Source organism: Prevotella sp. S7 MS 2 (assembly GCF_000762865.1).
Lineage (GTDB): Bacteria > Bacteroidota > Bacteroidia > Bacteroidales > Bacteroidaceae > Prevotella.
Genome location: NZ_JRPT01000017.1, coordinates 14,382 through 37,345, shown reverse-complemented (window position 1 = coordinate 37,345; position 22,964 = coordinate 14,382). Strand labels below are relative to the sequence as shown.

Genomic DNA, 22,964 nt, shown 5'->3' with positions numbered 1-22,964 from the left:
TTCACTCCGAACTTTTTACCCTTCATTCTCTGCATGGGCTAGGCAAAACTGCTGAAAAGCCGTAGCAGCATTGCTGAGAAGCCAAGACAGCGATGTTGCCAAGCCCATGCAGGAAATAAAGAGTAAGGATTTAAGAGTCTGTGATGTACTTTCTACGTGGCTTATATAGTGTCTTCTACCTCTTCATCTACAGCATCTTCCTCCACTTCGGGGCCTTCTACGCCCTGCACCAAGAAGATACTTATTTCGTAGAGCAGCCAAATGGGGACGGCAACAATACTGAGCGTAAAGATGTCGGAAGTAGGTGTGATGATGGCAGCAACTATCAATATCACCACAACAGCGTGTCGACGATAGTGGCGCATCCACGAAGAACGAAGCACACCAAGCTTAGCCATGAGCCAACTGACGACAGGTATCTCGAATACCAAGCCGAAAACAAAACTCATCATCAACAAGGTGTCAATGTAAGATTGCAACGATAACAGGTTCTCTACATCACTACTCACTTGATAAGTAGCCAAGAACTTAACCGTCAAGGGGAAAAATAAGAAGTAATTGATAAGTATTCCTACGCAGAAAAGCAGGTATCCGGCCATCACAACACGTGCCGAATAACGCCGTTCTTGCTGATAAAGAGCCGGCGATACAAACCCATAGAGCTCGTAAAGTACATAAGGTAAGGCCACTAACACACCGAAACAGAGAGCTGTTTTCATGTGTACCATGAACTGCTCGGTAAGTCCTACGTTTACTAGATGGATGCTGAAATCGTCAGCACCCAATAGTTTGTAAGTGATGAAGTGGGCATCTTTCGGTGCCAGCACAATGTCGAAGAGCTGCTCTTTCAGGCAGAATGCGACAATACCAGCCACTACGGTCACGCAAATAACCTTGATTAGGCAGTTGCGAAACACGTCAAGATGCTCCCAAAAGGAGAGCTCTTCTTCCGCCATGTATCTAGTCGTTCTTCTCTTCCGTCTTCTTCGGAGCGTCTGGATTAAGGTCGTTCTCAATACCGTTTACTCCTTCTTTGAAACTCTTCACGCCTTTACCAAGGCCTCTCATTAGTTCAGGAATCTTCTTACCTCCAAAGAGAAGCAAGACAATAAGTACTATCAGAATAATCTCCGGTGTGCCTAACATATTGATACAGTTTTAAGTTATTGGTTTTGCAAAAATAAGAATTATTCTTGATATTCACCCATTTACTGTCTATTTTTTAGATACCGGTGTCTAAAGCAAATATTAATAAGAGCCTATTTATAGGAAAATCGGCGGGTCGTCTCGTTGAAGCGAGTGAGCGAATACATCAAGGTTGTGTTGGCATATCCTAGCCATGCGGCAATGTCGGAGTCGGTCTTGTTTCGGTCGATGCCCCTTAAAATAGCCATCAAGCAACGATTCAAACTTTTCCAAGACTCCAAGATTAGCTGTTTTACGCGTTACAAACTGCCGTTCGTAGAATCTCAAGCAGTAATCCAAGAGCAATTCGATATTCCGACAAATCAGTTTACGCGTGTGTTGGTCAATAGGATGCTCCAGTTCCTGTTGTATCTTGCTGAGACAATCTTTGAAAATGGCACGCTCGTCCTCACTCAAATGTAATGCTTCGCGCGACGAATAAGAAAAGAAAGCGTACTGTTTTATGCTCTGAGCAAGCGAAGTTCCGCGAATCAAGTCGGGGTGAAAGAGCAGTCCGATAGCGTTAGGTGTATAGTCAGGAGCCGGTTTTATATGTATCACCTGCCCCGGAGCGAACGATGTCACCGTCCCCTCTTGATAGTCATAAGGCTGCCGTCCGTAGGTAATATCGCCACAATAGGTCTGCTTCAACCATATACTATAGACACCATATTCAATCGTTCGCTCTTCGCGAGCGGCTTCCAAGTTAACCTTCGACATATCGACAACGGTCACCAAAGGGTGTCGCGTCTCAAGTCCCATCTCTTTATTGTAAGCATCAATGGAGTCTATACGCCTAATTTTTGATTCTGTCATAGTCTTCTTCTCTTTCTGGCGACAAAGGTAGCAAGTCTTTTTCGCATCGTCGTTAAACATATTACAGAATATCCAACCACAATTACCTACCCACAGGAAAGCTACTCTGCGATTGCAAAACATTCTAGGCAAAGATACAAAAATATTTCACTCCTTTTCGTATCTTTGCACATAATATAATGCATACACACATGAGCAAGAAACAGATACTTCTGATCAACGATATGGCGGGGTACGGAAAGGTAGCTACAGCAGCCATGCTTCCCATCCTTTCGTACATGGGTTTGCCCACCTACAACCTGCCTACAGCGCTCGTTTCCAACACGCTCGACTATGGAAAGTTCCATATCCTCGACACCACAGACTATATCAAAAATGTCTTTCCGGTTTGGCAAGAGCTGGGATTTTCGTTCGATGCCATTGCAACAGGATTCATCGTATCCGAACGCCAAGCTCGTCTGGTATCGCAATATTGCCGCGAACAGGCTGCCACCGGTACCACCATCTTCGTCGATCCCATCATGGGCGACGAGGGAAAACTCTACAACGGGGTGACGCCGGCAACAGTCCAAAACATGCGGGAAATGGTTTCCGTAGCCCATTTGGTATTCCCTAACCACACCGAAGCATGTTATCTGACAGACTCACCCTATCATCCGGAGGGTGTGGATAAGGACGGTGCGCATACCTTGATAGATGGTCTGCGCCATATAGGAGCCAAATCGGTGCTCATCACCAGTATTCCTGTCGGCGGACAGCCATCGGTAGTAGGTTACAATCATGAAACGGACACCTACTTCCAATTACCTTATACCGAGATACCAGTGCATTTTCCGGGTACCGGCGACATATTCTCTGCCGTTCTCATTGGTCATTTACTCAATGGCGAACAGCTCACAGAGAGTACCCGTAAGGCCATGGATGCCGTCTACAAACTCATCGATTTGAATAAAGACAACGTCGATAAGAATCGCGGTATACCCTTGGAGAAGTATTTGGATATTTTGTAAGACCTCACCCAGCCCCACCCCTTCCCTCCCCAAAAAGGGAGGGAGAGCTACCTTGTAATATCATATAAACTCTTTCCCTCATTAGAAAACCATCGGTCGTCGACCGATTAGTCGTTATCAGTGTAGCCCGTGCAACGGCAAACGAGGAAGGTAAAGGCTGGAAAGGGGCTTTATATAATCCCTATAACCTTCAGTATCGAGGGCGTCAGCAGGGCAGTAAAGATACCGTTGAGCGTGATGCCTAGACTGGCAAAAGCTCCATACTTGCTACTCACATCCATCGCTGTAGATGCTCCGACAGCGTGGGAAGCCGTGCCCATACTCAGTCCTTGAGCTATAGGACTGTTGACATGACCAATTGCCAGCATCTTAAATCCGAAGATAGAACCGATGATTCCCGTTACAATCACAATGGCTGCAGTGAGCGATGGAATGCCATTGAGGGCTTGAGTCACCTCCATAGCGATAGGAGTGGTGACCGACTTACTGGCCAATGACACGATAACAACCTGTGAAGCACCCAATAGTTTGGCTGTCAGCACGACGCTTACAACTCCTACCAAGCACCCTACCAATTGCGAAACAACGATAGGCAACCACAGTCGTTTGATGGCTTCAAGCTGCAAATACAGTGGGACACCAAGCGCCACAACGGCCGGTTTCAACCAAAACTCGATGAGTGCGCCATTGGTTCTGTAAGTTTCAAAGGGTACACCGGTCAACTTCAGATAAGCGATAATGGCTACTATCGTTATCAAGATGGGATTAAACAACACCCAACCAGTGCGACGTTGCAGGCGTCGCGTTAAGAAAAAGATGGCAAAGGTGAGTGCCAATGATACGTATTGATTGGAAAAAATCTGCAATAAATATTCGTGGTTCATGTGCGTTGCTTATTTTCTATTCTTTCTACAGTGTGACACATACCATCTCAAAAACGTACGCTCGCTGCCTATCACCAACTGGTGCATATGACCGGTAACCACCAATACGATGGCCGTACTCACGAAAGTGGCCACTGTGATAGGCACTATCTGCGGCTTGATAATGTCGAAATAGAGCATAATAGCCACCCCCGGTGGCACAAAAAAGAATCCTAGGTTACCGATAAGGAAGTCACACAGTTGGCGAACCCATTCCAATTTCACCCACTTGAGTTTCAAAAACAGGGTCAGGAGCAACATCCCTATGATGCTCGATGGCAACTTGATGCCGGTGGCCCACACTGCAAACTCTCCCAATGCCAAGCATCCGAAGATGATAAAAAACTGTCTAGCCATGAATACAATAAAACTTTTCAAACGTCGAAACGCGACCGCAAAGGTATCACTTTTCGACTATAGTAGCATGATTAACACCCTTTTACTTTAAAGAATACATACAAAAAGTGATGAATATCAAGTCTTTCTCCCCAAAATTCAACAACTCATCAGCTTCAAAACTAAAGAACTTATCAACTCAAAACCATCTCCCTCTCCTTTTGGGGAGGGCGGGGGTGGGGCTACAGAGGGTTGAGGAGAGGTTGCTGCAACGGCTCCTCAGTATTGCTGCCAAGTCCATTCAGCATTACTGCAAAGTCTTGTCAACATCGCTGCCTCGGCTTTGCAGCGAAGTAGTAGACAAGTTAATGAGTAAACAAATAGACAAGTTTAGGTTTTAGTTTGTAAGTTATTGAGTTGATGAGTTATTAGTTGAGTTTATAAGTTCATAGGTTTTTGAGTTGAAAACTATTGGGGTGGGATTGAAAAAAAGGAATTTACTGCCTGAAAGGCAGCCTTTTCATAGCCGGATGCCTTTAGGCTTACGCTCATTACAAAGGGCTGTCCTTTAACCAAGATAGCTACTCGGAGTGAACAGAACACCCACCACTTCGCTATGAAAACAAAGAGTTTGGAATTGGCAAGTAGACTAGATAACAGACAGAAAAAGGCATGCGAGTGAAGTCACCATTTTCCATCTATTCACTTTGTAACCATGGTTACTGTAACAACGGTTACAAAGTTGCTTTCCGATTTTCCCACTCATGGCGCGACAGAATCAGAAAATATCATTATCTTTGCATAAGAAAGGCTGCATTCGGCTATTTGAAAACAAGTTTTCATTGCGCTCAATTGCACTTTCTTTGCATAAGATGAAGGTACCATCGTGTATCTCCATGATACGAATGAAGCCACCATAACTCCTCAAAGAGGAATTTCATTCTCTAACAAATAGTGTTCATGAATGCAACCGAATTATATGCTTTGTACCTAAAACAGGGACAAGCTACCACCGACAGCCGCGATTGCCCTGCCGGCTCTATCTTCTTTGCCCTCAAGGGCGAGTCGTTTAATGGCAACAAGTTTGCTGCTGCCGCGTTGGAAAAAGGATGCGCTTATGCCGTTGTAGACGAAGCCGAGTATGCTGTAGAGGGCGATATGCGCTATATATTGGTGCCCGATGTGCTGCAAGCATTCAAGGATATGGTACGCGAGCACCGCCGTACGTTCAACATTCCTGTGATAGGTATCACCGGAACCAACGGCAAGACGACGACCAAGGAACTCATTGCTGCCGTATTGGAAAAGCGCTATGATGTGTTATACACACTCGGCAACTTCAACAACGACGTGGGAGTGCCCAAAACTTTGTTGCGTCTTAAGAAGCAAAACGAGATAGCCGTCATCGAGATGGGAGCCAGTCATCCCGGCGACATCAAAACTTTGGTGGAGACGGTGGAACCTACTTGCGGACTGATAACGAATGTTGGCAAGGCTCATTTGCAAGGTTTCGGATCGTTTGAAGGCGTGATGCGCACTAAAGGAGAGTTGTACGACTATCTCCATGCTAACCATTGCGAGGTGTTTGCCAACTTAGATAACCCCTATCTGGAAAAGATGCGGGAGCACGCAGGCATCACTGAAGCCATCTATTATGGGCAAAGCGAAGATGCCAAGATTACCACTCGCGGAGAGTTAATCGACTGTACGCCGTTCTTACATTTCCGTTGGCAGTCGAGCAATGGACAGTGGTACGAAGTCAAAACACATCTCATCGGAGCCTACAACTTGGATAATATGTTGGCAGCCATTGCTGTCGGTGTGCGCTTCGGCATCGCTCCGGAACTGATAAGCGAGGCACTTGCCAACTACATTCCGAGCAACAACCGCAGTCAACTAGACGTAACGGCGCACAACAAACTCATCGTCGACGCCTATAATGCCAATCCTACAAGTATGGCGGCAGCTCTACAAAACTTCAGTCTCATCCCAAACGAGCATAAGATGGCCATTCTAGGCGACATGAGAGAACTGGGAGAGGCGAGCATGGAAGAACATCAGAAGATGGTAGAACTCATGGCCGAGAAACAATTAGGCACTGTATGGCTCGTCGGAGAGGAATTCGGGAAGACTCAATGCAACTTCCGGAAGTTCAAAGATGTGGAGGAAGTAAAAAGCGAGATTGCAAAAATGCAACCTCGCGGATATTATATTCTCATCAAAGGGAGCAACGGCATCCATCTAGCACAGTTGAAAGAACTGCTGTAATTACATCAAATCGGCTAATACGGAATAGCGTTTGATAGCTTCAGAGTCGCTGAGAATGCGGTAGAATTCGCGGGCAGAGTTCTTCACATACGTATTCTTACGCACATGAATGCAACCTTCCATCAGGTCTTCACAGTTCTTCAAGGGCACTCCCTTTATTCCTTCTAGACCGTGAATGGTAGTCTCTGCCAGTACCGAAACGTAATTACTAAGCTGCACCAATTTCAATAATATCTCCACATCGTTCAACTCTATGAGCACATGGGGATGATGGTCGCTGTCAGCAAGAATCTTGTCGAAGGCATTACGTGCCTGTAATCCCGTAGCCGGCAAGGCCATATCGTAGTAGTCAAGCTCCGATAACGACACCGAAGATAGCTTCGTCAAGGGATGACCGGTACGTACCACGGCCGTCAGATGCGTGCTAAAGAGCACATGGCTATCTATATTGGCATAGCGTTCGGAGGGTTTGAAAGCCAGCACAAAGTCGAGTTCACGCTGTTGCAGCATCTCCATGAGTTCGTTCATCGACTTATAGATGATGTTCATGTGGACATGCGGATAATGCCGAGTGAAGTCGAACAGGGCGTCGGTAAGCAGCGGACTGAACGTATAAGTGACTCCGATGTTCAACGTCCCGGTCATGATGGCCTTTAATTCGTTGATGCTTTCCACACAGGTATCGGCCGATACAAGCGTGGCACGAGCGTTGGGAACCATGTGTTCGCCAGCTTCCGTGAGTTGCACTTCGTGACTATTGCGGTGGAACAGTTCCACACCAAGCTCGTTTTCCAGATGTTTTATCTGTTGCGAAAGCGTACTTTGCGTGATAGACAAAGCCTTGGCCGCCTCCGAAAATGAGAGCAGTTCAGCTGTCTTCAAGAAATATTTGAGTTGTCGAAGTTCCATCATTGCAAAAATACAAAAAACTATCAAAAGACACAAGGTTATGACTTTTTATTGCTACTTTTGTCAAACAATGCGATGGGACAGACTCCCAGTCAACCTATAAAAGACGCTATCAGCACATGAACTGGCTACAACTCATATCCAACAAACGACTAGGACAAGAATATAAACATGCCAATCGGCACGACGACCGCTCGGAATTCAAGCGTGATTACGATCGTCTTATCTTCTCGGCTCCCTTCCGTCGACTGCAAAATAAAACACAGGTATTCCCTCTTCCGGGCTCGGTATTCGTACACAATCGCCTCACCCACTCGCTCGAAGTGGCCTCGGTAGGCATGTCGCTAGGCAACGATGTGGCCACACAATTGAAGCGACGCCATCCCGAACTGGTCGGTACGCTTTTCGAAGAGATAGGAACCATCGTCAGCACAGCCTGTCTGGCGCACGACATGGGGAATCCGCCATTCGGTCATAGCGGTGAGAAAGCCATACAAGCTTTCTTTGAAGAGGGGGCCGGAGCAGCTCTCAAGGCTCGCTTGAGCCGTCAATTTTGGAGCGATATTACCCATTTTGAAGGTAATGCCAACGCTTTCCGACTGCTCACCCACCAGTTTAATGGTCGCCGTGTAGGTGGTTTTGCCATGACCTACGCGACACTTGCGAGTATCGTCAAATACCCATTTTCGTCAGGACAAGATGGTCATCACGGCAAATTCGGGTTCTTCCAATTTGAGCAAGACACTTATTGTAAGATTGCAGAAGAACTAGGTATCATTCGCCACTCGGCTCCCGACGAACCGTTGGCATACGCCCGACACCCGTTGGTATATCTCGTTGAAGCGGCCGACGACATCTGTTACGAGGTCATGGACATTGAAGATTCGCATAAACTACGCATCCTCTCCTACGAACAGACGAGCGACTTGCTGCTCGGTTTCCTCTCTCCGGAGGAACAGGAACGTGTAAAACAACGTATCGAAGATGAACATATAACCGACGAGAACGAACGCGTGGTCTACATGCGAGCTTGTGCTATCGGCAAACTGGAAAGCGAATGTGTGGCAACCTTCGTTGAACACGAAGACGAGATACTTGCCGGAACGTTCAAAGGATGCCTTGTCGACCACATCAACCCGCTACAACGCGATGCCTATCAACGATGTGCCAAGGAGTCGTACCGACTGATTTACACTAGCAAACCTGTGTTGGACATCGAACTGAGCGGTTATAAAATCATGGAGACATTGATGGATACACTCGTCGATGCGGTGGTCAATCCCAATAAATTCCATTCCAAACAGCTTATCAACTTGGTAAGCAGCCAGTACGATATTCGCAATGCCAACCTCGAAAATTGCATCATGGCCGTCATCGACTACGTCAGTGGAATGACCGATGTCTATGCCCTTGACATCTATCAGAAGCTCATTGGCAGTTCATTGCCGTTGGTGTAATTATTCAGGGCGAATGCAATTCGCCTGACAAGAAATATCTTTTTTATTAGTTGATATATAACCTTTTATATGTAGGGGAGTCTTTCAGACTCGATCTTTCTTTATCATTGTGCTCCGGAAGCCTAAAGGCATCCGGCTATGAAAAGGCTGCCTTTCAGGCAGGAAATTCCTCTTTTCTAAATCCCACTCCAATAGTTTTCAACTCAAAAACACATGAACTTACAAACTCAACCAATAACTTATCAACCCAAAAACTTTAAAACTAAAACCTTAACTCGTCTATTTGCCTACTCGTTCACTTGTACACTTGTCAACTTAAAGAGCGAATGCAGTGCGACAACTCAGCATTTACTGCAATCCCCAAAGATTGATATTCACTGAAGATTCTATTCGTTCTTCGCGGTCATCAGGCAGATTACAGAAGAGATCAATATCGAGTTTCTTCTCCAAATCGTTGATAGAAATGGCATACTTGGCCAAAGCTGTATCCTTGTTGTCTTCGTGCTTTACCCAGAAAGCGATGGCATTGTACTGTCCATCTTTCACGCGCAAGATAGCCATCCAAAAGTATTTAGGCACGATAAGGCCGCTAGACAGCCTCTTTAGGATATAGTCGTTCTTATCAATGGTACCACCTTTGCACACATAAAGGGTGTCGGCAAACCCATAATTATTTCGAGTCCCCCACTGGCGAACGGCAGTCTCCATGTTTTTCCACACTCCATCGTTGAACGCATGCGACTGCGGTTGCATGTTGGAAAGATAGAATGTCTCGATGTTAGCAGTCTGCGTATAGAGTCGGTCGGCAGAAGGACAGATGTGGCCGTGGTCGTATCCAGTTCTATAATATGGGTCATAAGCAAATCGGTACATAGCCGGAATAAGTTCATCTTGGAAGTATTGCAACTCACCTTTCCGCCTATCAGCCACATAACGCTTTACTCCCTTACCTGTAGCAAGGTTGCTCTTATAAAGTTGATAGCACGACCAGCGCTGCGACTTCTTGCTATCGTCCCACTCGGTACAGTAGTTGACACCGAAACCATCATTGCTTTTATGGATAAGGACACGATTGTTGGCTCCCCCTTTAAGCTTGGGAAATTCCAAACGGGCGTATTCCGGGAATACAGAGGCGTCGTTGGCATTGGCGTTATTGGTTTCATTGTCGGGGATTATATCGTCGTTACTTGAACACGCTACAAAAAGGAATGCAGCCGTGCAGATAGTAAATAGTTTCCTGAACATGAAATAAATGGATAATAAATAAAAAGAAATAGGTGCACCAAAAGTGTATTTCTCTTGGCACACCTATATATGATAAGCTATTACTTAGCGTAATAGATAGTGACAGTTTGTAGACGAATCTGCTTCTTTGGGTCTGTCTTTGAATTGGTATATACTACCTTCTTGCCATCGTAAACAACAGAAGCATCAGCATTACCAACATTTGCACCTTGGAAATTATCACAAGTAATCACAATCTTAGCAATATTGTTCTTACCTGTAAAGGTGATAATACCACCCGCATATGAACGGATCCCCTTACTCTGAGCATAAAATTTAGCATTGGTAGAAGCTGTTCCCTTGCTAAATTCGATGGTACTTCCATCGCTCAATGCAACTTGAGCAACTTCTTTCTTATCTGTAAGTCCAGCCTTGCTAAGATCTATTGTGACAGACGGACCGGCTGTGAACTTGCTGTTGGTCAATGTAACTGTGGTGCCTTCGATAGTCAAACCACTGCCCTCAGCAGGTTTTACATCGGGAGTAGTGGTGCCAGAGCCAGTCTCAAACTTCGTAATAATGCTGTTCTTGGCAACCTCCTTGGTTCCCTTAAAATCTATCAGTTTTCCTTTCACTGTTACTTTATCGCCCACCTTTAAGTCGGTTGCTGCCTTGAAAGGATTATCTTTAGTTCTCAATCCACTGTATATTTGCAGAGCATTCTCATTTTTACCGTTGTCTGAGATATAATAGGTGAGACTGTTATAACTCTTATTAAATTTATCAACTTTACAAACTACACCGCTCACATAAGAGTCGGTAGCAGTCTTCTCGTCCTTGGGATTCGCTGTAATCTCAGCCAAGGCACCGGCTACGTTGAAAGGTTTAGCCTCGCTACCATCGCCCTTTGCCTCTCCAATTGGGGTATCAGGTTTCTCCGGAGCGGTCTTGCCATCGACAGAATAGATGTAGTTTTTAGCAGACATCTCTTTCAGTCCCTTATATTCTACCAGTTTACCAACTACGACAACAGTACTACCTACAGGCACTTCTTTCTCGTTGTTGAAATTAGCTTTGCCCAAGTTCAGACCACCCAATATAATAAGGGTGTTCGTACCATCCTTGGTATCGGCAATCTGATAAGTAGCGTTGTGGTATTTAGCACTTACACTGTCTACCTTGGTAATGATACCCTTAACATAGACTTCTGCGTTTCTATCGTTTTGTTTTGCAGCAATAAGACTAGTAGCTTTCTCTACATTGTAAGGAGAATCTTTTGTTCCTTCACCCGTACCGGTAACAGGTGGGAGTACTTCTTTCTGTTCTTCAACTTCGCCTGAAGCCACTACGACATTCTTAATTTCCCATGTCCTAGAACCTTTTGCTGTGCCACTGTAGTAGAAAGCAATGCGACACTTGCCACCAAGATACTTAGCGTCGATGTTCTTAGCATAGTGTGCGAATGTAGACCATTCACCCGGAGTGCCCGGCGTCAATGTTCCGGTGATGTCTTCCCATTGAGTTTCGGTAGGTTTTCCGGTATAATTCTTGGTAATAAGCACTTTGTCGGCTCCCTCATTATTGGCATACTGCAAGATATAATCAAATTGCAAGTTAGCTTTTTCGACTTTGGTAAGGTCTATTTCTGGCGAAACTAGATAGCTCTCGCTCTCGGTATTCTTCTTATCTACATATCCTGTAGCCGTAGCAGTGTTGTGACTGATAACCCATGCGATTCCTTTCGGAGTCTCAACGGTAAAGGAACCAAAGCTAGAAGCGAAGGTCTCTTTTAAAATAGCAGCCGTTTCTGTGTTTCCACTGCCGGGAACTTCGTATGGAGCGGGAACATTTTCGCAACTTGTAAATATCATGGCTGCCATAGCCATTGCGATCATTGAATAAAAAATCTTTTTCATATTATGGTTGTTTTTTGTTTACTTGGGTAATTGATATTTACTTCACGTCGGCTTCGGTACGCACGAGTATCTGCCATGTATTGCCGTATCGGGTGAAGATACCGGTGATGTCGACAGTCTTAGTAGGTAATTTTGAAGCAGCGAAATCAGCATAGGTGCTTGTGCGAACTACAAGATTGGACGCATTATAACCAGCAAGACCACGGTTCACACAGTTGGCTGCATCAGGCGTTCCGGTAGAAGCATAGGTGTCGGTACCGTTACCTTCATTGAACTTCACGCCTTTAATGGTCATCAACTTGCCACTATTAGACTTGAGATAGTTGGCATCTTTCATCTTGTTACCATCGAAATCTTCGACCGTAACCTTTGAAGCGTCGGCCGTACCAATGAGTTTAAAGTGCTCATTCCAAATATAACGGCTCATTCGACTCACGTAACTCTTGCCACGTGCATTGGTATATGGTATACCAATCTCGGCCTGCTGACCGTATCCACCGATGTAAAGCCCCTTCAAATCTATCAAGATTTCCTGACCTACGGGCAAGAAACCAAAGAGTCCATTCTGCGAGATACAGATGAGAAGAGCACCAGTTCCGTCGTCGACAGAGATTTCGCTATAGATGTTTCCACCCACATCGTTACCCGTAACACGAGCCTTTATCTGCACATCGTCGGTGATTTCGGTGTATGTATTAGTCGTTTGATAAATGTAATCGGCATACTGAGATTTGAGTTTGTCAATGGTTATGACATTGCTTTCTTGGATTTTCTCATTGCCAAATGCATTCTTGTTATCGGGATTATCCCAATCGTTGTTCATACAGCCGGTAGCCATGAAAGTCAGTACGGCCACGATGAAATATAGAATTTGTTTCATTGCGATGTCTGTTTAGAATTTATAGGTGATGTTAAGCATACCGTTCGTGCCGTAAGCATAGAACTTCTTAGGATTGGCAGAGAACTTATAGCCACGTGTATTGCCCGAAGCTGTAGCATCGGAACGGCTCTGTTCGTAACCACCGGTCACGATACGACGGTTGTTAAGAATGTTGGTTACCATCAAGTTGATAGAGAGTGAACCTTTCTTCAGATAGATGTTTCGACCAATAGACCCATCGAGCATGAGACCACCCTTGCCCTTATCTTGCGAAGATACGATGTAATTGTTGCTCTCGTCCACACGTCCGAGCTTGGCAAGTACCTTCTGATAGCGGTAATAAGGGGAATAAGAGAGATAGATTCGGTCGTAGTAGTTGCCGTTGAGGTCGACATACCAGCCACCTTGATGATAACTAATGCCTGCACTCAAAGCCGTGAGAGGAGTACCCGATTCGCGCATTCCCTTGTTCAACAACACATCTGTGTCGTAAGTTCCCTTTGTACTGTTGAGGTAACGAACGTTGGCATTGTTGGCATACTTGGCTTCGCTCACAGTTCCAAGGAACTTGAGATTGAAGGCAGACGACAACTTAAAGTCGAGTCCGGCTTCTACTCCGTAGAATCGTTTGGCGTTGTTGGTTAGCGAAACATAAGAGAATGAATTGATATCATCGAAGTAGATAGGAATCCATTCGGTCACACGGTCTACATAACTATAGTATGCACTGACATTGGCATGGAGCCAAGAAGAGAGGTATTGATACCCTATCTCAGAACTAAATACACGCTCGTTCTTCAGATTGGTGACGAAATCGTTGTTCATCTCGGCAGCTTGGAAAGCTACGGAAGCCGTAGGAGCATTCCAACCATAGCTTGCGCCCATGGAGAACGTGTGTCCACGACCTGCATTCAGCGTCAAAGCCAGTTTGCCGGTTGCCTCGGCGAAGGTTGCCGTACCGCTTCCACCAAATGAATTATTGGGGAAGAGACCATTGCGCATCTTGCCATCTCGACTCATACTAGTGCCTCCGGCCTTGATAGCTGCCAATCCATGAAGACGACCAAATGTGCGGGTGAAGCTTGTCCAAGCATACCCCTTATTGACAAAGATGTTGTAGTCGTAGGCGAAGATGTCGCCCTTTCCTACCAAAGCATTGGGATGGTTAAGGTCGTATTGCAATTCATCAGCGCCCGGAGCGTATGTACCTAAAGCGTAAGTATTAATATTGTGGAACGATGTTGCGCCCAATAAATCCTCCATAGTCTTATAATGATGTGTTCTACTGGTAGCGAGAATCACACCCAAATTCCATGTCGTGAGTTTATTAATATTGGCATTAAGCGTCGACGCAAGGGTCAACATGCTTTGGTTACTGTGACGATTTTCCACATAGTACATAGCATCTGAGCCCTGAGCCGAGGCATTGGCGTTGGCTAAATACAAGCGATCCCAGTTGACTTGCCGATTGGCTTTCGATGCCGTAAGGTAATTATAAGCCTTTGTCCATCCCACCAACGAAGCCTCGGTACGATTACCGGTGTCGGTTGGATCGAACACATCATAGTAGCTACTAGGCAGAAGCTTATAGTAATCGGGCTGTGGATTGTCGGTGTTATTATAGTTGAGCTTGGTGCTACTGTAGTGGCCGAGCTTACCACCCAAAGTGGTTGTCAACTTCATATCGTTATCTATCTTCCAATCCCATGTAAATAATGCAGAAGGAGAGAACTCGTTTACCACGCGCGAGTTGCGCTTCTTACCATTCTGATAACCCCAATATGGATTGTACTGATAGTCGTTGGCCAACCAGTAACTTTCGTCTGTGGCAGCTCCTTGAGTACCACGCTCGGTGGGATTACCCCATGTGGTGAAGCTCAGCGAGTGCTGCATGCGAGAGCCAAGCACCTTTTGAACACCCAAGAAATAAGACAACGAATTGTAGAAAGTACCTTCTACATAGCCTCGACTGGCCCATCTGTAAGTAAGACCGACAGAGAATGCCCAGCCTTTACTATTGAGACCGCTGTTGTAACTGTACACTCCACGAGCGGTATAACTACGGTTGGCCGCTGCTATAGAGACTCTATGACCTCTCGGCATGTTTGCCGGACGGAAATCGTAATTGGTAGAACCGGCCATGGCAGATACCATATAAGCATTGTTCTCAAACGGGAGTGATGTATCAGAATTACGTGTCTGGTTGTTCAATCCACCAATCAACGAGAAGCGGAATTGACCACTTTCCATATCGTTCATGGGCATACCGTTGATATAGACCTCGTTGTATTTCTGATTGAAAGCACGGTATCTGAACCGCACTGGTGAGAAAAGATAACCCACACCACTGGCATAGACATTGGAATTGGAATTGATGATGGTCACATTCTGGGTGATATTGTCATCTTCTCCAAGCTGTGATTCGGTAAAGGTGAAAGCCGATTCGTTCTGAACTTCGTTCTTTTGGCCATTACCAACAGACTGTGCAAATGCCAACGATGAGTAGCATATCGCTATCGCAGCAAGTTTAATCTTCTTTTGCATGGTTGTTTTTAAATTTGACTTTGTTTGCAAAATAAGTACTTATTTTTGAATTTCCACCTTATAAAATTACTTTTATTCATAAAAAAGGGATATTTCTCGCATAATTTTACGACATTTGCAAAGACAAGTATAGTTTTAAAATATTTGTCGGTTAACGTAATATCAAAAAGCAAAAAAGCAAGTAATGAGAAAAACAACTTTGATGCTGATGGCATGTCTCTTTGTGTCTATCATGTCTACAGCGCAGAAAAAGTTCAACGTTTATGCTGTAGGATTCTATAATCAAGAGAACCTTTTCGACACTGTTCATAACGAGGGAAAGCGCGATTACGACTTCTTACCTAATGGAATCTATAAGTGGGACAAGCTACGCTACACACATAAACTTCGCAATATGAGTAGGGCGTTGGCCGATATGGGGACCGATGTATTGCCCGGCGTGGGCTGTTCGCTTATCGGAGTGAGCGAGGTGGAAGATTCAATGGCTTTGGCCGACCTCGTGGCTCAAGAACCTTTGAAAGCCCGCAACTTCCAGTTTGTACACATAGAAGGCCCCGATAGCCGTGGCATCGACTGTGCCTTGCTGTATAATCCAAGTTTGTTCACGCCTACATGGAGCCACCTTTATCAATATAAAGACGAAGTGAAAGGTGACACCGCATTCCATACACGCGGTTATCTCACCGTGAAAGGAATCTTGGGTGGCGATTCTGTGTGCGTTATCGTATGCCACTGGCCTAGCCGTTTCAACACTTCACCCTATCGAGAGACTGCCGGTAGACAGGTGAAGAAGATAAAAGACAGCTTGTTGCAAGCCAATCCCGACCTGAAAGTGTTTGTGATGGGCGACATGAACGACGACCCCATGAACGCCAGCATGAAAGTAGGATTGGCGGCCAAGGGCGACATCTCCGAAGTTGGACCGAACGATATGTACAACCCGTTCTACGATATTCTCGCGAAACAAGGTACCGGTACGTTGATGTACAACGGCAGTTGGAATCTCTTCGACCAAATAGTTCTTTCACCGACACTGCTTGATAAGGACGGAAAGAAAGATTTCTCAACACTGAAATATTGGAAAAAACAGATCTTCCGTCGTGATTATCTGTTCCAACAAACAGGAAAATACAAGGGTGCTCCATTGCGTACGACAGCCGGCGGAGTATGGCTTGATGGTTTCTCAGACCACCTTCCGGTAGTCGTATATTTGGTAAAAGAACAGAAATAATTCTTTTCCACCCCTTTTTATCCCCCAGCTTGATATGGCGAAACCTCTCGCCAAGCATCAAAGAGAAATTATCGTATTACCTCGTCTTATGGTAATACGATAATTTTAAATTCTCCATTCTCATACACAACCATCGTAGGCGGATTACCACCTTTAGGAAAAGTGATGGAACCGGTGTTACAAACAGTGAGCGAGCCATGCTGTTCGAGTTTGTAGAGATGCGTATGCCCATAGACGATGGCGTCGTATGGACCGCGTGGCATATTCGTTTCGTTGTAGATATGACCGTGAGTAAGTAAGATACGACGGCCACTATCAACGAGCAACATACTGTCGGCCATAATAGGAAAATCAAGTAACATCTGGTCGACTTCGGAATCACAATTGCCTCGAATAGCCACAATCTCGTCGGCCATGGCATTGAGTTCGCGCACAATACCTTGTGGGTCGAGTCCTTCGGGCAACCCATTACGCGGTCCATAGTTCAAGATGTCGCCTAGAATAACAAGCATATCGCAATGCTCTTCACGGTAAAATTTCAGTGCTTTTTGCAATGCCGGCAGACAACCGTGTATGTCTGAGATGATAAGATATTTCATACGTTGTGTTTGTTTTGACTGTTGATACGTGGGAGAGGGATGCCTTGGCTGCCTTTGATTTCGCCAATGACAAAGACACTGTTCAGACTTCCGATGCAATCTATCGTACCGAGCGTATTCAACATGAACGCTTGATAATCGCGCATATCGCGAGCATGCACCTTAATAATGAAGTCGAAGTCGCCACTGATATTGTAACATTCGGTGATTTGCTCTATATTTTGCACAGCATCCATGAACTCTTGAATGTAGTGTTGGGAGTGTTGTTTCAACCGAATGTTACACAATACGATGATACCCGTACCAAGTCTACGGCTGTCTAGCTGCGCTACATACCGCTTGATATAACCTTCTCGCTCCAGTCTTTTCTGTCGTTCGAAGACTGGAGTGGGCGATAGATGCACCTTGGCAGCCAACTCTTTCACTGTGAGTCGGGCATTTTGTTGTAGTTCGCGTAGGATGCGAATATCGGTTTCGTCTAGATTTTCCATCATTATACGATTGCGATAAGGGACTTACAATAGCCATCATAACCATTGCGGAAGTCTCTTTTAGTCCTTTATTCATCTCTCCAATAACACATTTTTATAGAATAATATTCTACACAAAGCATTATATTTCCGACAAAAGTAGCATAATATTCCTATTTACCAAAATTATTTGCTAGTAAAAGTAAAACCATTTACCTTTGCCTTCACAACAACGAAATAAGGTAAAACGAGATAAAATAGAGACTATGAGTAAGAGAGAAGAGACTAGAGCACCGTTTAGTGCCGACATCGTAGGGAGTTTTTTGCGACCGGAAGAATTGAAGACTGCAAGAGCCAAGTATGCCAATGGAGAGATTGGCGATGCCGAACTGAAAGCCGTGGAAGACCGGCTCATCAAAGAGTTGATAGAAAAACAAATAGCATCAGGGCTACATGTCATCACCGACGGAGAATATCGTCGCAGCTATTGGCACCTCGATTTCATGTGGGGATTGCAGGGAATAGAGCACATTGAACTCGAACATGGCTACTTCTTTCATGGCGAAGAGACCACAAAAGGGTCTATCAAACTGGTCGGAGAAATCTCCGGAGAAAACCATCCATTCGTAGAACACTTCAAATACGTGAAGCAATTTGAACGTCCGGGAGTCGTGGCCAGACAGACAATCCCTGCTCCGGCACAGACATTAGCAGAGCTTTTCCGTGGCGACAATGCCAAGCAAACGGAGTCTATCTATCCTAATTTTGATGAATTGGTGGAAGATTTAGCAGCCGCTTATCGCACCGTGATTCGCGACTTGTATGAGGCCGGCTGCCGAAACATCCAGTTCGACGACTGCACTTGGGGCATGATAGTTGACGAAGATTACTGGAAGGCGAAGATGGGCGACGGTGCTACTATAGAAAGCGAGGCTAAGAAGTATCTGCACGTGAACAATCTGGCACTCGAAGGCAGACCTGCCGACTTGGCAATCAACACCCACGTGTGTCGTGGAAACTACCATTCCACCTACGCATGTAAGGGAGGTTACGATGCCATCGCGCCCTATCTGTTCGCCCACGAGAATGTGGATGCATTCTATTTAGAGTTCGACGACGAGCGTTCGGGAAGTTTCGAACCTTTGAAATACATACCCGCTGACAAGAAAGTGGTGCTCGGACTGATTACCACCAAGCGTGCCGAACTTGAGAATGAACAGACTATTATCGACCGAATCAAGGAAGCCGAGCAGTATATACCGGCCGAACGACTCTGCTTAAGTCCGCAGTGTGGCTTCGCTTCGTGCGAGATTGGCAACAAGTTGACAGAAGATGAGCAATGGAAAAAGATAGCACTGGTACAGAAGATTGCTGCCACGGTGTTTGAATAATAATTGTTGTGAGTTGGCGTCTGAACGATTTTATCGTTCAGACGTCATTTTTTATGTCCTAATCCGTGGAAAATCACTACCTTTGCAGACAAGTATGAACAAATTATTAGCAAAGACATACAACGCCTTCATACGGCAATTACGACGGATTTGGATAGATTGTTTCTGGACACATCCCGACAATTTGTGGGCTCTCAAGGTGACATTGGCTATCGCCTTGATGTTGATACCGTGCTGTTTATTTGGCGAACCGTTCGTAGGATGTACGTTGGCACTAGGGGCAGTAGGCGCTGCCTTAGCCGAAAACGACGACCATCCACTCGGCCGCATGCGCAGTTTAGCCGTTACCATCGTGAGTTTCGTGATTGTAAGTACAAGCGTCGAACTGCTGAAAGACTATCCGTGGCTGTTTGGTATCGGCTTGGGAGCCACGTCGTTCATACTGATTCTACTCGGCGGACTAAGTACTCGGTATCAAGGGGTGACCTTTGGTGCGCTACTCGTGTCGGTCTATGCCATGCTCGGCGCGGGCATTAAACCGTGGTACTATCAACCCATTCTGCTGCCACTTGGCGGTTTGATGTACGGCAGCATCTCTCTCTTGCTACTTTCGCTACGTCCTTATCGATTGCTGAAAGAGCAGTTGGTCGTGGCTTATGGGCATTTAGCCGACTATCTAAGCGTAAAAGCCGAACTCTTCCCATGTACGAAAGACGAGTATAAAGCGGGGCGCACACAACTGGCCGAGCGCAATATTGCCGTGGGACGCGGCATAGATAGCTGCAAAGACGTGATTTATTCGTGCCTCGATGTACTTGGTGGAAAAAGCACAGAGGGGCTCGCTCCACTTTACCATCAATGGATATTGTTGCAACAACTGCACGAGCGTGCAGCCTCAACCCATCAACGTTACGATGTGTTGAGCCGTCGTTGCAAACACCCTTTGTTACTCGAAGGACTCGGGCAATATCTTTATTGCTTGTCGGAAGCTATTCGGCACTATGCCGACACGATTATTATGGGCGAAAGATTTGCCTTACCGGCCGACTTACGATGGACGAAAGAGGTGGTAGGACACCAATTGGAGGAGAGTACCGACGACCCCGAATACGCCGCACTGTCCATGCTTTATTCCAACCTGTCGCGCATTTCGCTGCTCTTGGAACACGCCGACGACAGCCATCACAGCGAGCCTGTACCCGTAGAAACACTACAATACAAGCCGGCATCACTGAAACAACGACTTCGGGCTCTCTTCAACGAGAACCATCCGCGATTCCGCCATGCCGTGCGACTGTCTATTTGCCTAGTGGCGGGATACGCCCTTGTCGAGGCTTTCCACATGAACAAAGGCGCATGGGTGGTACTGACGATTCTCTTTGTGTGCCAACAGAGCTACGTAGCTACGCGCCAACGCCTCTTCGAACGTATCTTCGGAACCTTTGTCGGAGTAGCCTTAGGCGTCATTTGGGCTCATTTGTTACCCACCGTAGCTGGTCAAATCGTACTTTTATTATTCTCTATATTCACGTTCTTCTATTGGGTTCGCAAGCGCTACACGTATGCCGTGGTCTTCATTACCATGTTCGTGATTGCCGCATTCAACCTACAGACTGGCACCGGTATAGCCGTCATGACCTACCGACTGCTCGATACGCTGCTCGGTTCTATCATGGCTTTCTTGGCCGTAAGGTATATTTGGCCCGATTGGCAATATCGCCATCTACAGCAATTGATGACTGATGCCATCACCAAGACGCTACGCTATTTCAACACCATCTACGAGAACGATGTGCGAGGAGCCGCTTATTATCACAACAGACGCACCGCTCATCAGGCTGATAACGCCTTGGCAAAGGCTTGGAAGGGTATGCATGCCGAACCCAAGAAGAAGCGGAAGCTACAGCGAGAGGCCTATGCACTGACCTATATGCACCACTCTTTGCTGTCGTATGTATCGGCTCTTGGGGCGCATTATTACAGCAAACCACTCACAGCAGAGGATATTGAGACATGTCGATACATCACTCGCGTGATAGAACAAGTGCAGCATAACTTCTCTCCCACTCCGATAAAGACCGACCATCCCGTCACAATAGATGAGGTAAAGGCTTGGAATACCGCTTTCGTCAAGCAACTCTCCACCACCGACAACCACAACATGGTCATCTTATACAACATCTCGAAAGTGGCCGCAGAACTGTTGAAAGAGAGCATCAGTAAAAACAGAAGACGCTAAGAAAGCAGTATACGCACTGTATCAATCTCGCGCATGCGTTAATTTATATAAAATGCACCTCTCTACTGCGCATGGGAGAATGCTATGTGCGAAATTTATGCTAACTTTGCATACATAGACAATACGAATATATTTGTATTTTATAAAATAAAGAAAACAACTATGGTAATTGAAAAAGTACATGCTCGTGAGATTATTGACTCTCGTGGCAATCCTACAGTAGAAGTAGAAGTAACATTGGAAAATGGTGTGATGGGTCGCGCTAGCGTACCATCTGGTGCTTCTACCGGTGAAAACGAGGCTCTTGAGCTTCGCGACGGCGACAAGAACCGTTTCGGTGGCAAGGGCGTTTTGAAAGCTGTAGAGAACGTAAACAACGTCATCGCTCCAGCATTGAAGGGCTTCTGCGTACTCGAACAGCGCAAGATCGATAACAAGATGCTTGAACTCGACGGTACTCCTACAAAGAGTAAGCTCGGTGCTAACGCCATTCTCGGTGTTTCTTTGGCTGTTGCTCAGACTGCTGCCAAGGCTCTCAATATCCCCTTGTATCGCTACATTGGTGGTTGCAATACCTATACTTTGCCCGTACCTATGATGAATATCATCAACGGTGGTGCTCACTCTGACGCTCCTATCGCATTCCAAGAATTCATGATTCGCCCTGTAGGCGCTAAGAACGAGAAAGAAGCTATCCGTATGGGTGCTGAGGTTTTCCACGCATTGGCAAAGAACTTGAAGAAGCGCGGACTCTCTACTGCTGTTGGAGATGAGGGTGGTTTCGCTCCTAGCTTTGATGGTATCGAAGACGCTCTCGACACTATCATCGCTTCAATCAAGGACGCTGGTTACAAGCCGGGTGATGATGTGAAGATTGCTATGGACTGTGCTGCTTCTGAATTTGCTGTTCAGGAAAACGGTCAGTGGTTCTACGACTATCGTCAACTCAAGAACGGTATGCCGAAGGACGTAAAGAATGGCAAGAAGCTTACAGCTGAAGAGCAAATCGCTTACTTGGAAGAACTTATCACAAAATATCCTATCGACTCTATCGAGGACGGTCTTGATGAGAACGACTGGGAGAACTGGGTGAAGCTGACAGCTAAGATTGGTGACCGTTGCCAGTTGGTTGGTGACGACTTGTTCGTAACTAACGTGAAGTTCTTGGAAAAGGGTATCAAGATGGGTGCAGCTAACTCAATCTTGATTAAAGTCAACCAAATCGGTTCATTGTCTGAAACTCTTGACGCAATCGAGATGGCTCACCGTCACGGTTACACCACTGTTACTTCTCACCGTTCGGGCGAAACAGAGGATACTACTATCGCTGACATCGCCGTAGCTACCAACTCCGGTCAGATTAAGACCGGTTCTATGAGCCGCACAGACCGTATGGCTAAGTACAACCAGCTCATCCGCATCGAGGAAGAATTGTGCTGCTCAGCTAAGTATGGTTATACTAAGATGAAGTAAAACAGCCCTACGCCTCCCTCGCCAAAGAGAGAAGGTATTGAGCTCAAATAAATAAAGGATAGTTTCATACCATGAAGCTATCCTTTTTTCGTT

At 45.9% G+C, this 22,964-nt stretch carries 18 protein-coding genes and 1 pseudogene; 7 read left to right on the top strand and 12 right to left on the bottom strand.

Going from position 1 to position 22,964, the window contains the following annotated elements; translation table 11 throughout:
- Positions 1 to 161: 161 nt before the first annotated feature.
- From tatC to HMPREF0671_RS03765, 3 genes and pseudogenes are all read right to left on the bottom strand, one after another.
- Positions 162 to 956, bottom strand: coding sequence for a twin-arginine translocase subunit TatC (gene tatC / locus HMPREF0671_RS03775; RefSeq protein WP_036896798.1), 795 nt, complete (start codon positions 954 to 956; stop codon positions 162 to 164).
- Between the two features lie 4 nt (positions 957 to 960).
- Complete coding sequence (locus tag HMPREF0671_RS03770; protein ID WP_036896796.1) at positions 961 to 1,146, bottom strand: twin-arginine translocase TatA/TatE family subunit; 186 nt, start codon at positions 1,144 to 1,146, stop codon at positions 961 to 963.
- 207 nt (positions 1,147 to 1,353) lie between these two features.
- Positions 1,354 to 2,001 (bottom strand): annotated as a pseudogene (locus HMPREF0671_RS03765) (AraC family transcriptional regulator); the annotation flags it as partial.
- Positions 2,002 to 2,192: 191 nt separating this feature from the next.
- Between HMPREF0671_RS03765 and HMPREF0671_RS03760 the strand changes: the two are divergent.
- A complete protein-coding gene (locus tag HMPREF0671_RS03760) occupies positions 2,193 to 3,011 on the top strand; it encodes a pyridoxamine kinase (RefSeq protein WP_036896794.1) in 819 nt (272 codons plus the stop codon).
- Positions 3,012 to 3,181: 170 nt separating this feature from the next.
- On the opposite strand, the gene HMPREF0671_RS03755 is transcribed toward HMPREF0671_RS03760, so the two are convergent.
- Both HMPREF0671_RS03755 and HMPREF0671_RS03750 read right to left on the bottom strand, forming a co-directional pair.
- Positions 3,182 to 3,895, bottom strand: a complete 714-nt coding sequence (locus HMPREF0671_RS03755) for an LrgB family protein (RefSeq protein WP_036896793.1) — start codon at positions 3,893 to 3,895, stop codon at positions 3,182 to 3,184.
- Positions 3,896 to 3,904: 9 nt separating this feature from the next.
- Positions 3,905 to 4,291 carry a CidA/LrgA family protein gene (locus HMPREF0671_RS03750; RefSeq protein WP_036896861.1) on the bottom strand — a complete coding sequence of 129 codons (387 nt, stop codon included), beginning with the start codon at positions 4,289 to 4,291 and terminating at the stop codon, positions 3,905 to 3,907.
- 939 nt (positions 4,292 to 5,230) lie between these two features.
- On the opposite strand from HMPREF0671_RS03750, the gene murF reads away from it, so the two are divergent.
- Entirely contained in the window at positions 5,231 to 6,538 is a 1,308-nt protein-coding gene (murF, locus tag HMPREF0671_RS03740; RefSeq protein ID WP_036896789.1) for a UDP-N-acetylmuramoyl-tripeptide--D-alanyl-D-alanine ligase, read from the top strand.
- On the opposite strand, the gene HMPREF0671_RS03735 is transcribed toward murF, so the two are convergent.
- Complete coding sequence (locus tag HMPREF0671_RS03735) at positions 6,539 to 7,447, bottom strand: LysR family transcriptional regulator (RefSeq protein WP_036896786.1); 909 nt, start codon at positions 7,445 to 7,447, stop codon at positions 6,539 to 6,541. It abuts the gene before it with no gap.
- A 119-nt stretch (positions 7,448 to 7,566) separates the two neighbouring features.
- Here HMPREF0671_RS03735 and dgt point away from each other — a divergent pair, with 119 nt between their 5' ends.
- A complete protein-coding gene (gene dgt, locus HMPREF0671_RS03730) occupies positions 7,567 to 8,904 on the top strand; it encodes a dGTP triphosphohydrolase (protein WP_036896784.1) in 1,338 nt (445 codons plus the stop codon).
- A gap of 348 nt (positions 8,905 to 9,252) precedes the next feature.
- On the opposite strand, the gene HMPREF0671_RS03725 is transcribed toward dgt, so the two are convergent.
- The 4 genes from HMPREF0671_RS03725 to HMPREF0671_RS03710 all read right to left on the bottom strand — a co-directional run bounded on the left by HMPREF0671_RS03725 (position 9,253) and on the right by HMPREF0671_RS03710 (position 15,468).
- Positions 9,253 to 10,149: a DNA/RNA non-specific endonuclease gene (locus HMPREF0671_RS03725; RefSeq protein ID WP_036896783.1), complete on the bottom strand. Its 897-nt coding sequence runs from the start codon at positions 10,147 to 10,149 to the stop codon at positions 9,253 to 9,255.
- An 80-nt stretch (positions 10,150 to 10,229) separates the two neighbouring features.
- Positions 10,230 to 12,044, bottom strand: coding sequence for a choice-of-anchor J domain-containing protein (locus HMPREF0671_RS03720; RefSeq protein WP_156958359.1), 1,815 nt, complete (start codon positions 12,042 to 12,044; stop codon positions 10,230 to 10,232).
- A 37-nt stretch (positions 12,045 to 12,081) separates the two neighbouring features.
- A complete protein-coding gene (locus HMPREF0671_RS03715; protein WP_036896782.1) occupies positions 12,082 to 12,924 on the bottom strand; it encodes a DUF5689 domain-containing protein in 843 nt (280 codons plus the stop codon).
- A gap of 12 nt (positions 12,925 to 12,936) precedes the next feature.
- A complete protein-coding gene (locus HMPREF0671_RS03710) occupies positions 12,937 to 15,468 on the bottom strand; it encodes a TonB-dependent receptor (RefSeq protein ID WP_036896781.1) in 2,532 nt (843 codons plus the stop codon).
- Between the two features lie 184 nt (positions 15,469 to 15,652).
- On the opposite strand from HMPREF0671_RS03710, the gene HMPREF0671_RS03705 reads away from it, so the two are divergent.
- Positions 15,653 to 16,699 carry an endonuclease/exonuclease/phosphatase family protein gene (locus HMPREF0671_RS03705; RefSeq protein WP_036896780.1) on the top strand — a complete coding sequence of 349 codons (1,047 nt, stop codon included), beginning with the start codon at positions 15,653 to 15,655 and terminating at the stop codon, positions 16,697 to 16,699.
- An 86-nt stretch (positions 16,700 to 16,785) separates the two neighbouring features.
- Here the strand turns inward: HMPREF0671_RS03705 and yfcE are convergent, their stop codons facing one another.
- Positions 16,786 to 17,298 carry a phosphodiesterase gene (yfcE, locus tag HMPREF0671_RS03700; protein WP_036896779.1) on the bottom strand — a complete coding sequence of 171 codons (513 nt, stop codon included), beginning with the start codon at positions 17,296 to 17,298 and terminating at the stop codon, positions 16,786 to 16,788.
- The gene (locus tag HMPREF0671_RS03695; RefSeq protein WP_369793918.1) at positions 17,295 to 17,792 is read right to left on the bottom strand and encodes an Lrp/AsnC family transcriptional regulator; all 498 of its coding nucleotides are present in this window, start codon (positions 17,790 to 17,792) and stop codon (positions 17,295 to 17,297) included. The genes yfcE and HMPREF0671_RS03695 overlap by 4 nt, the downstream gene beginning before the upstream one ends.
- A gap of 242 nt (positions 17,793 to 18,034) precedes the next feature.
- Between HMPREF0671_RS03695 and HMPREF0671_RS03690 the strand changes: the two genes are divergently transcribed.
- From HMPREF0671_RS03690 to eno, 3 genes are all read left to right on the top strand, one after another.
- Complete coding sequence (locus HMPREF0671_RS03690; RefSeq protein WP_036896854.1) at positions 18,035 to 19,159, top strand: 5-methyltetrahydropteroyltriglutamate--homocysteine S-methyltransferase; 1,125 nt, start codon at positions 18,035 to 18,037, stop codon at positions 19,157 to 19,159.
- Between the two features lie 94 nt (positions 19,160 to 19,253).
- Entirely contained in the window at positions 19,254 to 21,398 is a 2,145-nt protein-coding gene (locus HMPREF0671_RS03685; protein WP_231725601.1) for an FUSC family membrane protein, read from the top strand.
- Positions 21,399 to 21,560: 162 nt separating this feature from the next.
- Positions 21,561 to 22,871, top strand: a complete 1,311-nt coding sequence (eno, locus tag HMPREF0671_RS03680) for a phosphopyruvate hydratase (RefSeq protein WP_036896774.1) — start codon at positions 21,561 to 21,563, stop codon at positions 22,869 to 22,871.
- The last annotated feature ends 93 nt before the right edge of the window (positions 22,872 to 22,964 follow it).

Bases quoted from the DNA above. Each gene is read 5' to 3' on its own strand.
- tatC (WP_036896798.1), bottom strand. From the start codon at position 956: ATGGCGGAAGAAGAGCTCTCCTTTTGGGAGCATCTTGACGTGTTTCGC.
- HMPREF0671_RS03770 (WP_036896796.1), bottom strand. From the start codon at position 1,146: ATGTTAGGCACACCGGAGATTATTCTGATAGTACTTATTGTCTTGCTT.
- HMPREF0671_RS03760 (WP_036896794.1), top strand. From the start codon at position 2,193: ATGAGCAAGAAACAGATACTTCTGATCAACGATATGGCGGGGTACGGA.
- HMPREF0671_RS03755 (WP_036896793.1), bottom strand. From the start codon at position 3,895: ATGAACCACGAATATTTATTGCAGATTTTTTCCAATCAATACGTATCA.
- HMPREF0671_RS03750 (WP_036896861.1), bottom strand. From the start codon at position 4,291: ATGGCTAGACAGTTTTTTATCATCTTCGGATGCTTGGCATTGGGAGAG.
- murF (WP_036896789.1), top strand. From the start codon at position 5,231: ATGAATGCAACCGAATTATATGCTTTGTACCTAAAACAGGGACAAGCT.
- HMPREF0671_RS03735 (WP_036896786.1), bottom strand. From the start codon at position 7,447: ATGGAACTTCGACAACTCAAATATTTCTTGAAGACAGCTGAACTGCTC.
- dgt (WP_036896784.1), top strand. From the start codon at position 7,567: ATGAACTGGCTACAACTCATATCCAACAAACGACTAGGACAAGAATAT.
- HMPREF0671_RS03725 (WP_036896783.1), bottom strand. From the start codon at position 10,149: ATGTTCAGGAAACTATTTACTATCTGCACGGCTGCATTCCTTTTTGTA.
- HMPREF0671_RS03720 (WP_156958359.1), bottom strand. From the start codon at position 12,044: ATGAAAAAGATTTTTTATTCAATGATCGCAATGGCTATGGCAGCCATG.
- HMPREF0671_RS03715 (WP_036896782.1), bottom strand. From the start codon at position 12,924: ATGAAACAAATTCTATATTTCATCGTGGCCGTACTGACTTTCATGGCT.
- HMPREF0671_RS03710 (WP_036896781.1), bottom strand. From the start codon at position 15,468: ATGCAAAAGAAGATTAAACTTGCTGCGATAGCGATATGCTACTCATCG.
- HMPREF0671_RS03705 (WP_036896780.1), top strand. From the start codon at position 15,653: ATGAGAAAAACAACTTTGATGCTGATGGCATGTCTCTTTGTGTCTATC.
- yfcE (WP_036896779.1), bottom strand. From the start codon at position 17,298: ATGAAATATCTTATCATCTCAGACATACACGGTTGTCTGCCGGCATTG.
- HMPREF0671_RS03695 (WP_369793918.1), bottom strand. From the start codon at position 17,792: ATGATGGAAAATCTAGACGAAACCGATATTCGCATCCTACGCGAACTA.
- HMPREF0671_RS03690 (WP_036896854.1), top strand. From the start codon at position 18,035: ATGAGTAAGAGAGAAGAGACTAGAGCACCGTTTAGTGCCGACATCGTA.
- HMPREF0671_RS03685 (WP_231725601.1), top strand. From the start codon at position 19,254: ATGAACAAATTATTAGCAAAGACATACAACGCCTTCATACGGCAATTA.
- eno (WP_036896774.1), top strand. From the start codon at position 21,561: ATGGTAATTGAAAAAGTACATGCTCGTGAGATTATTGACTCTCGTGGC.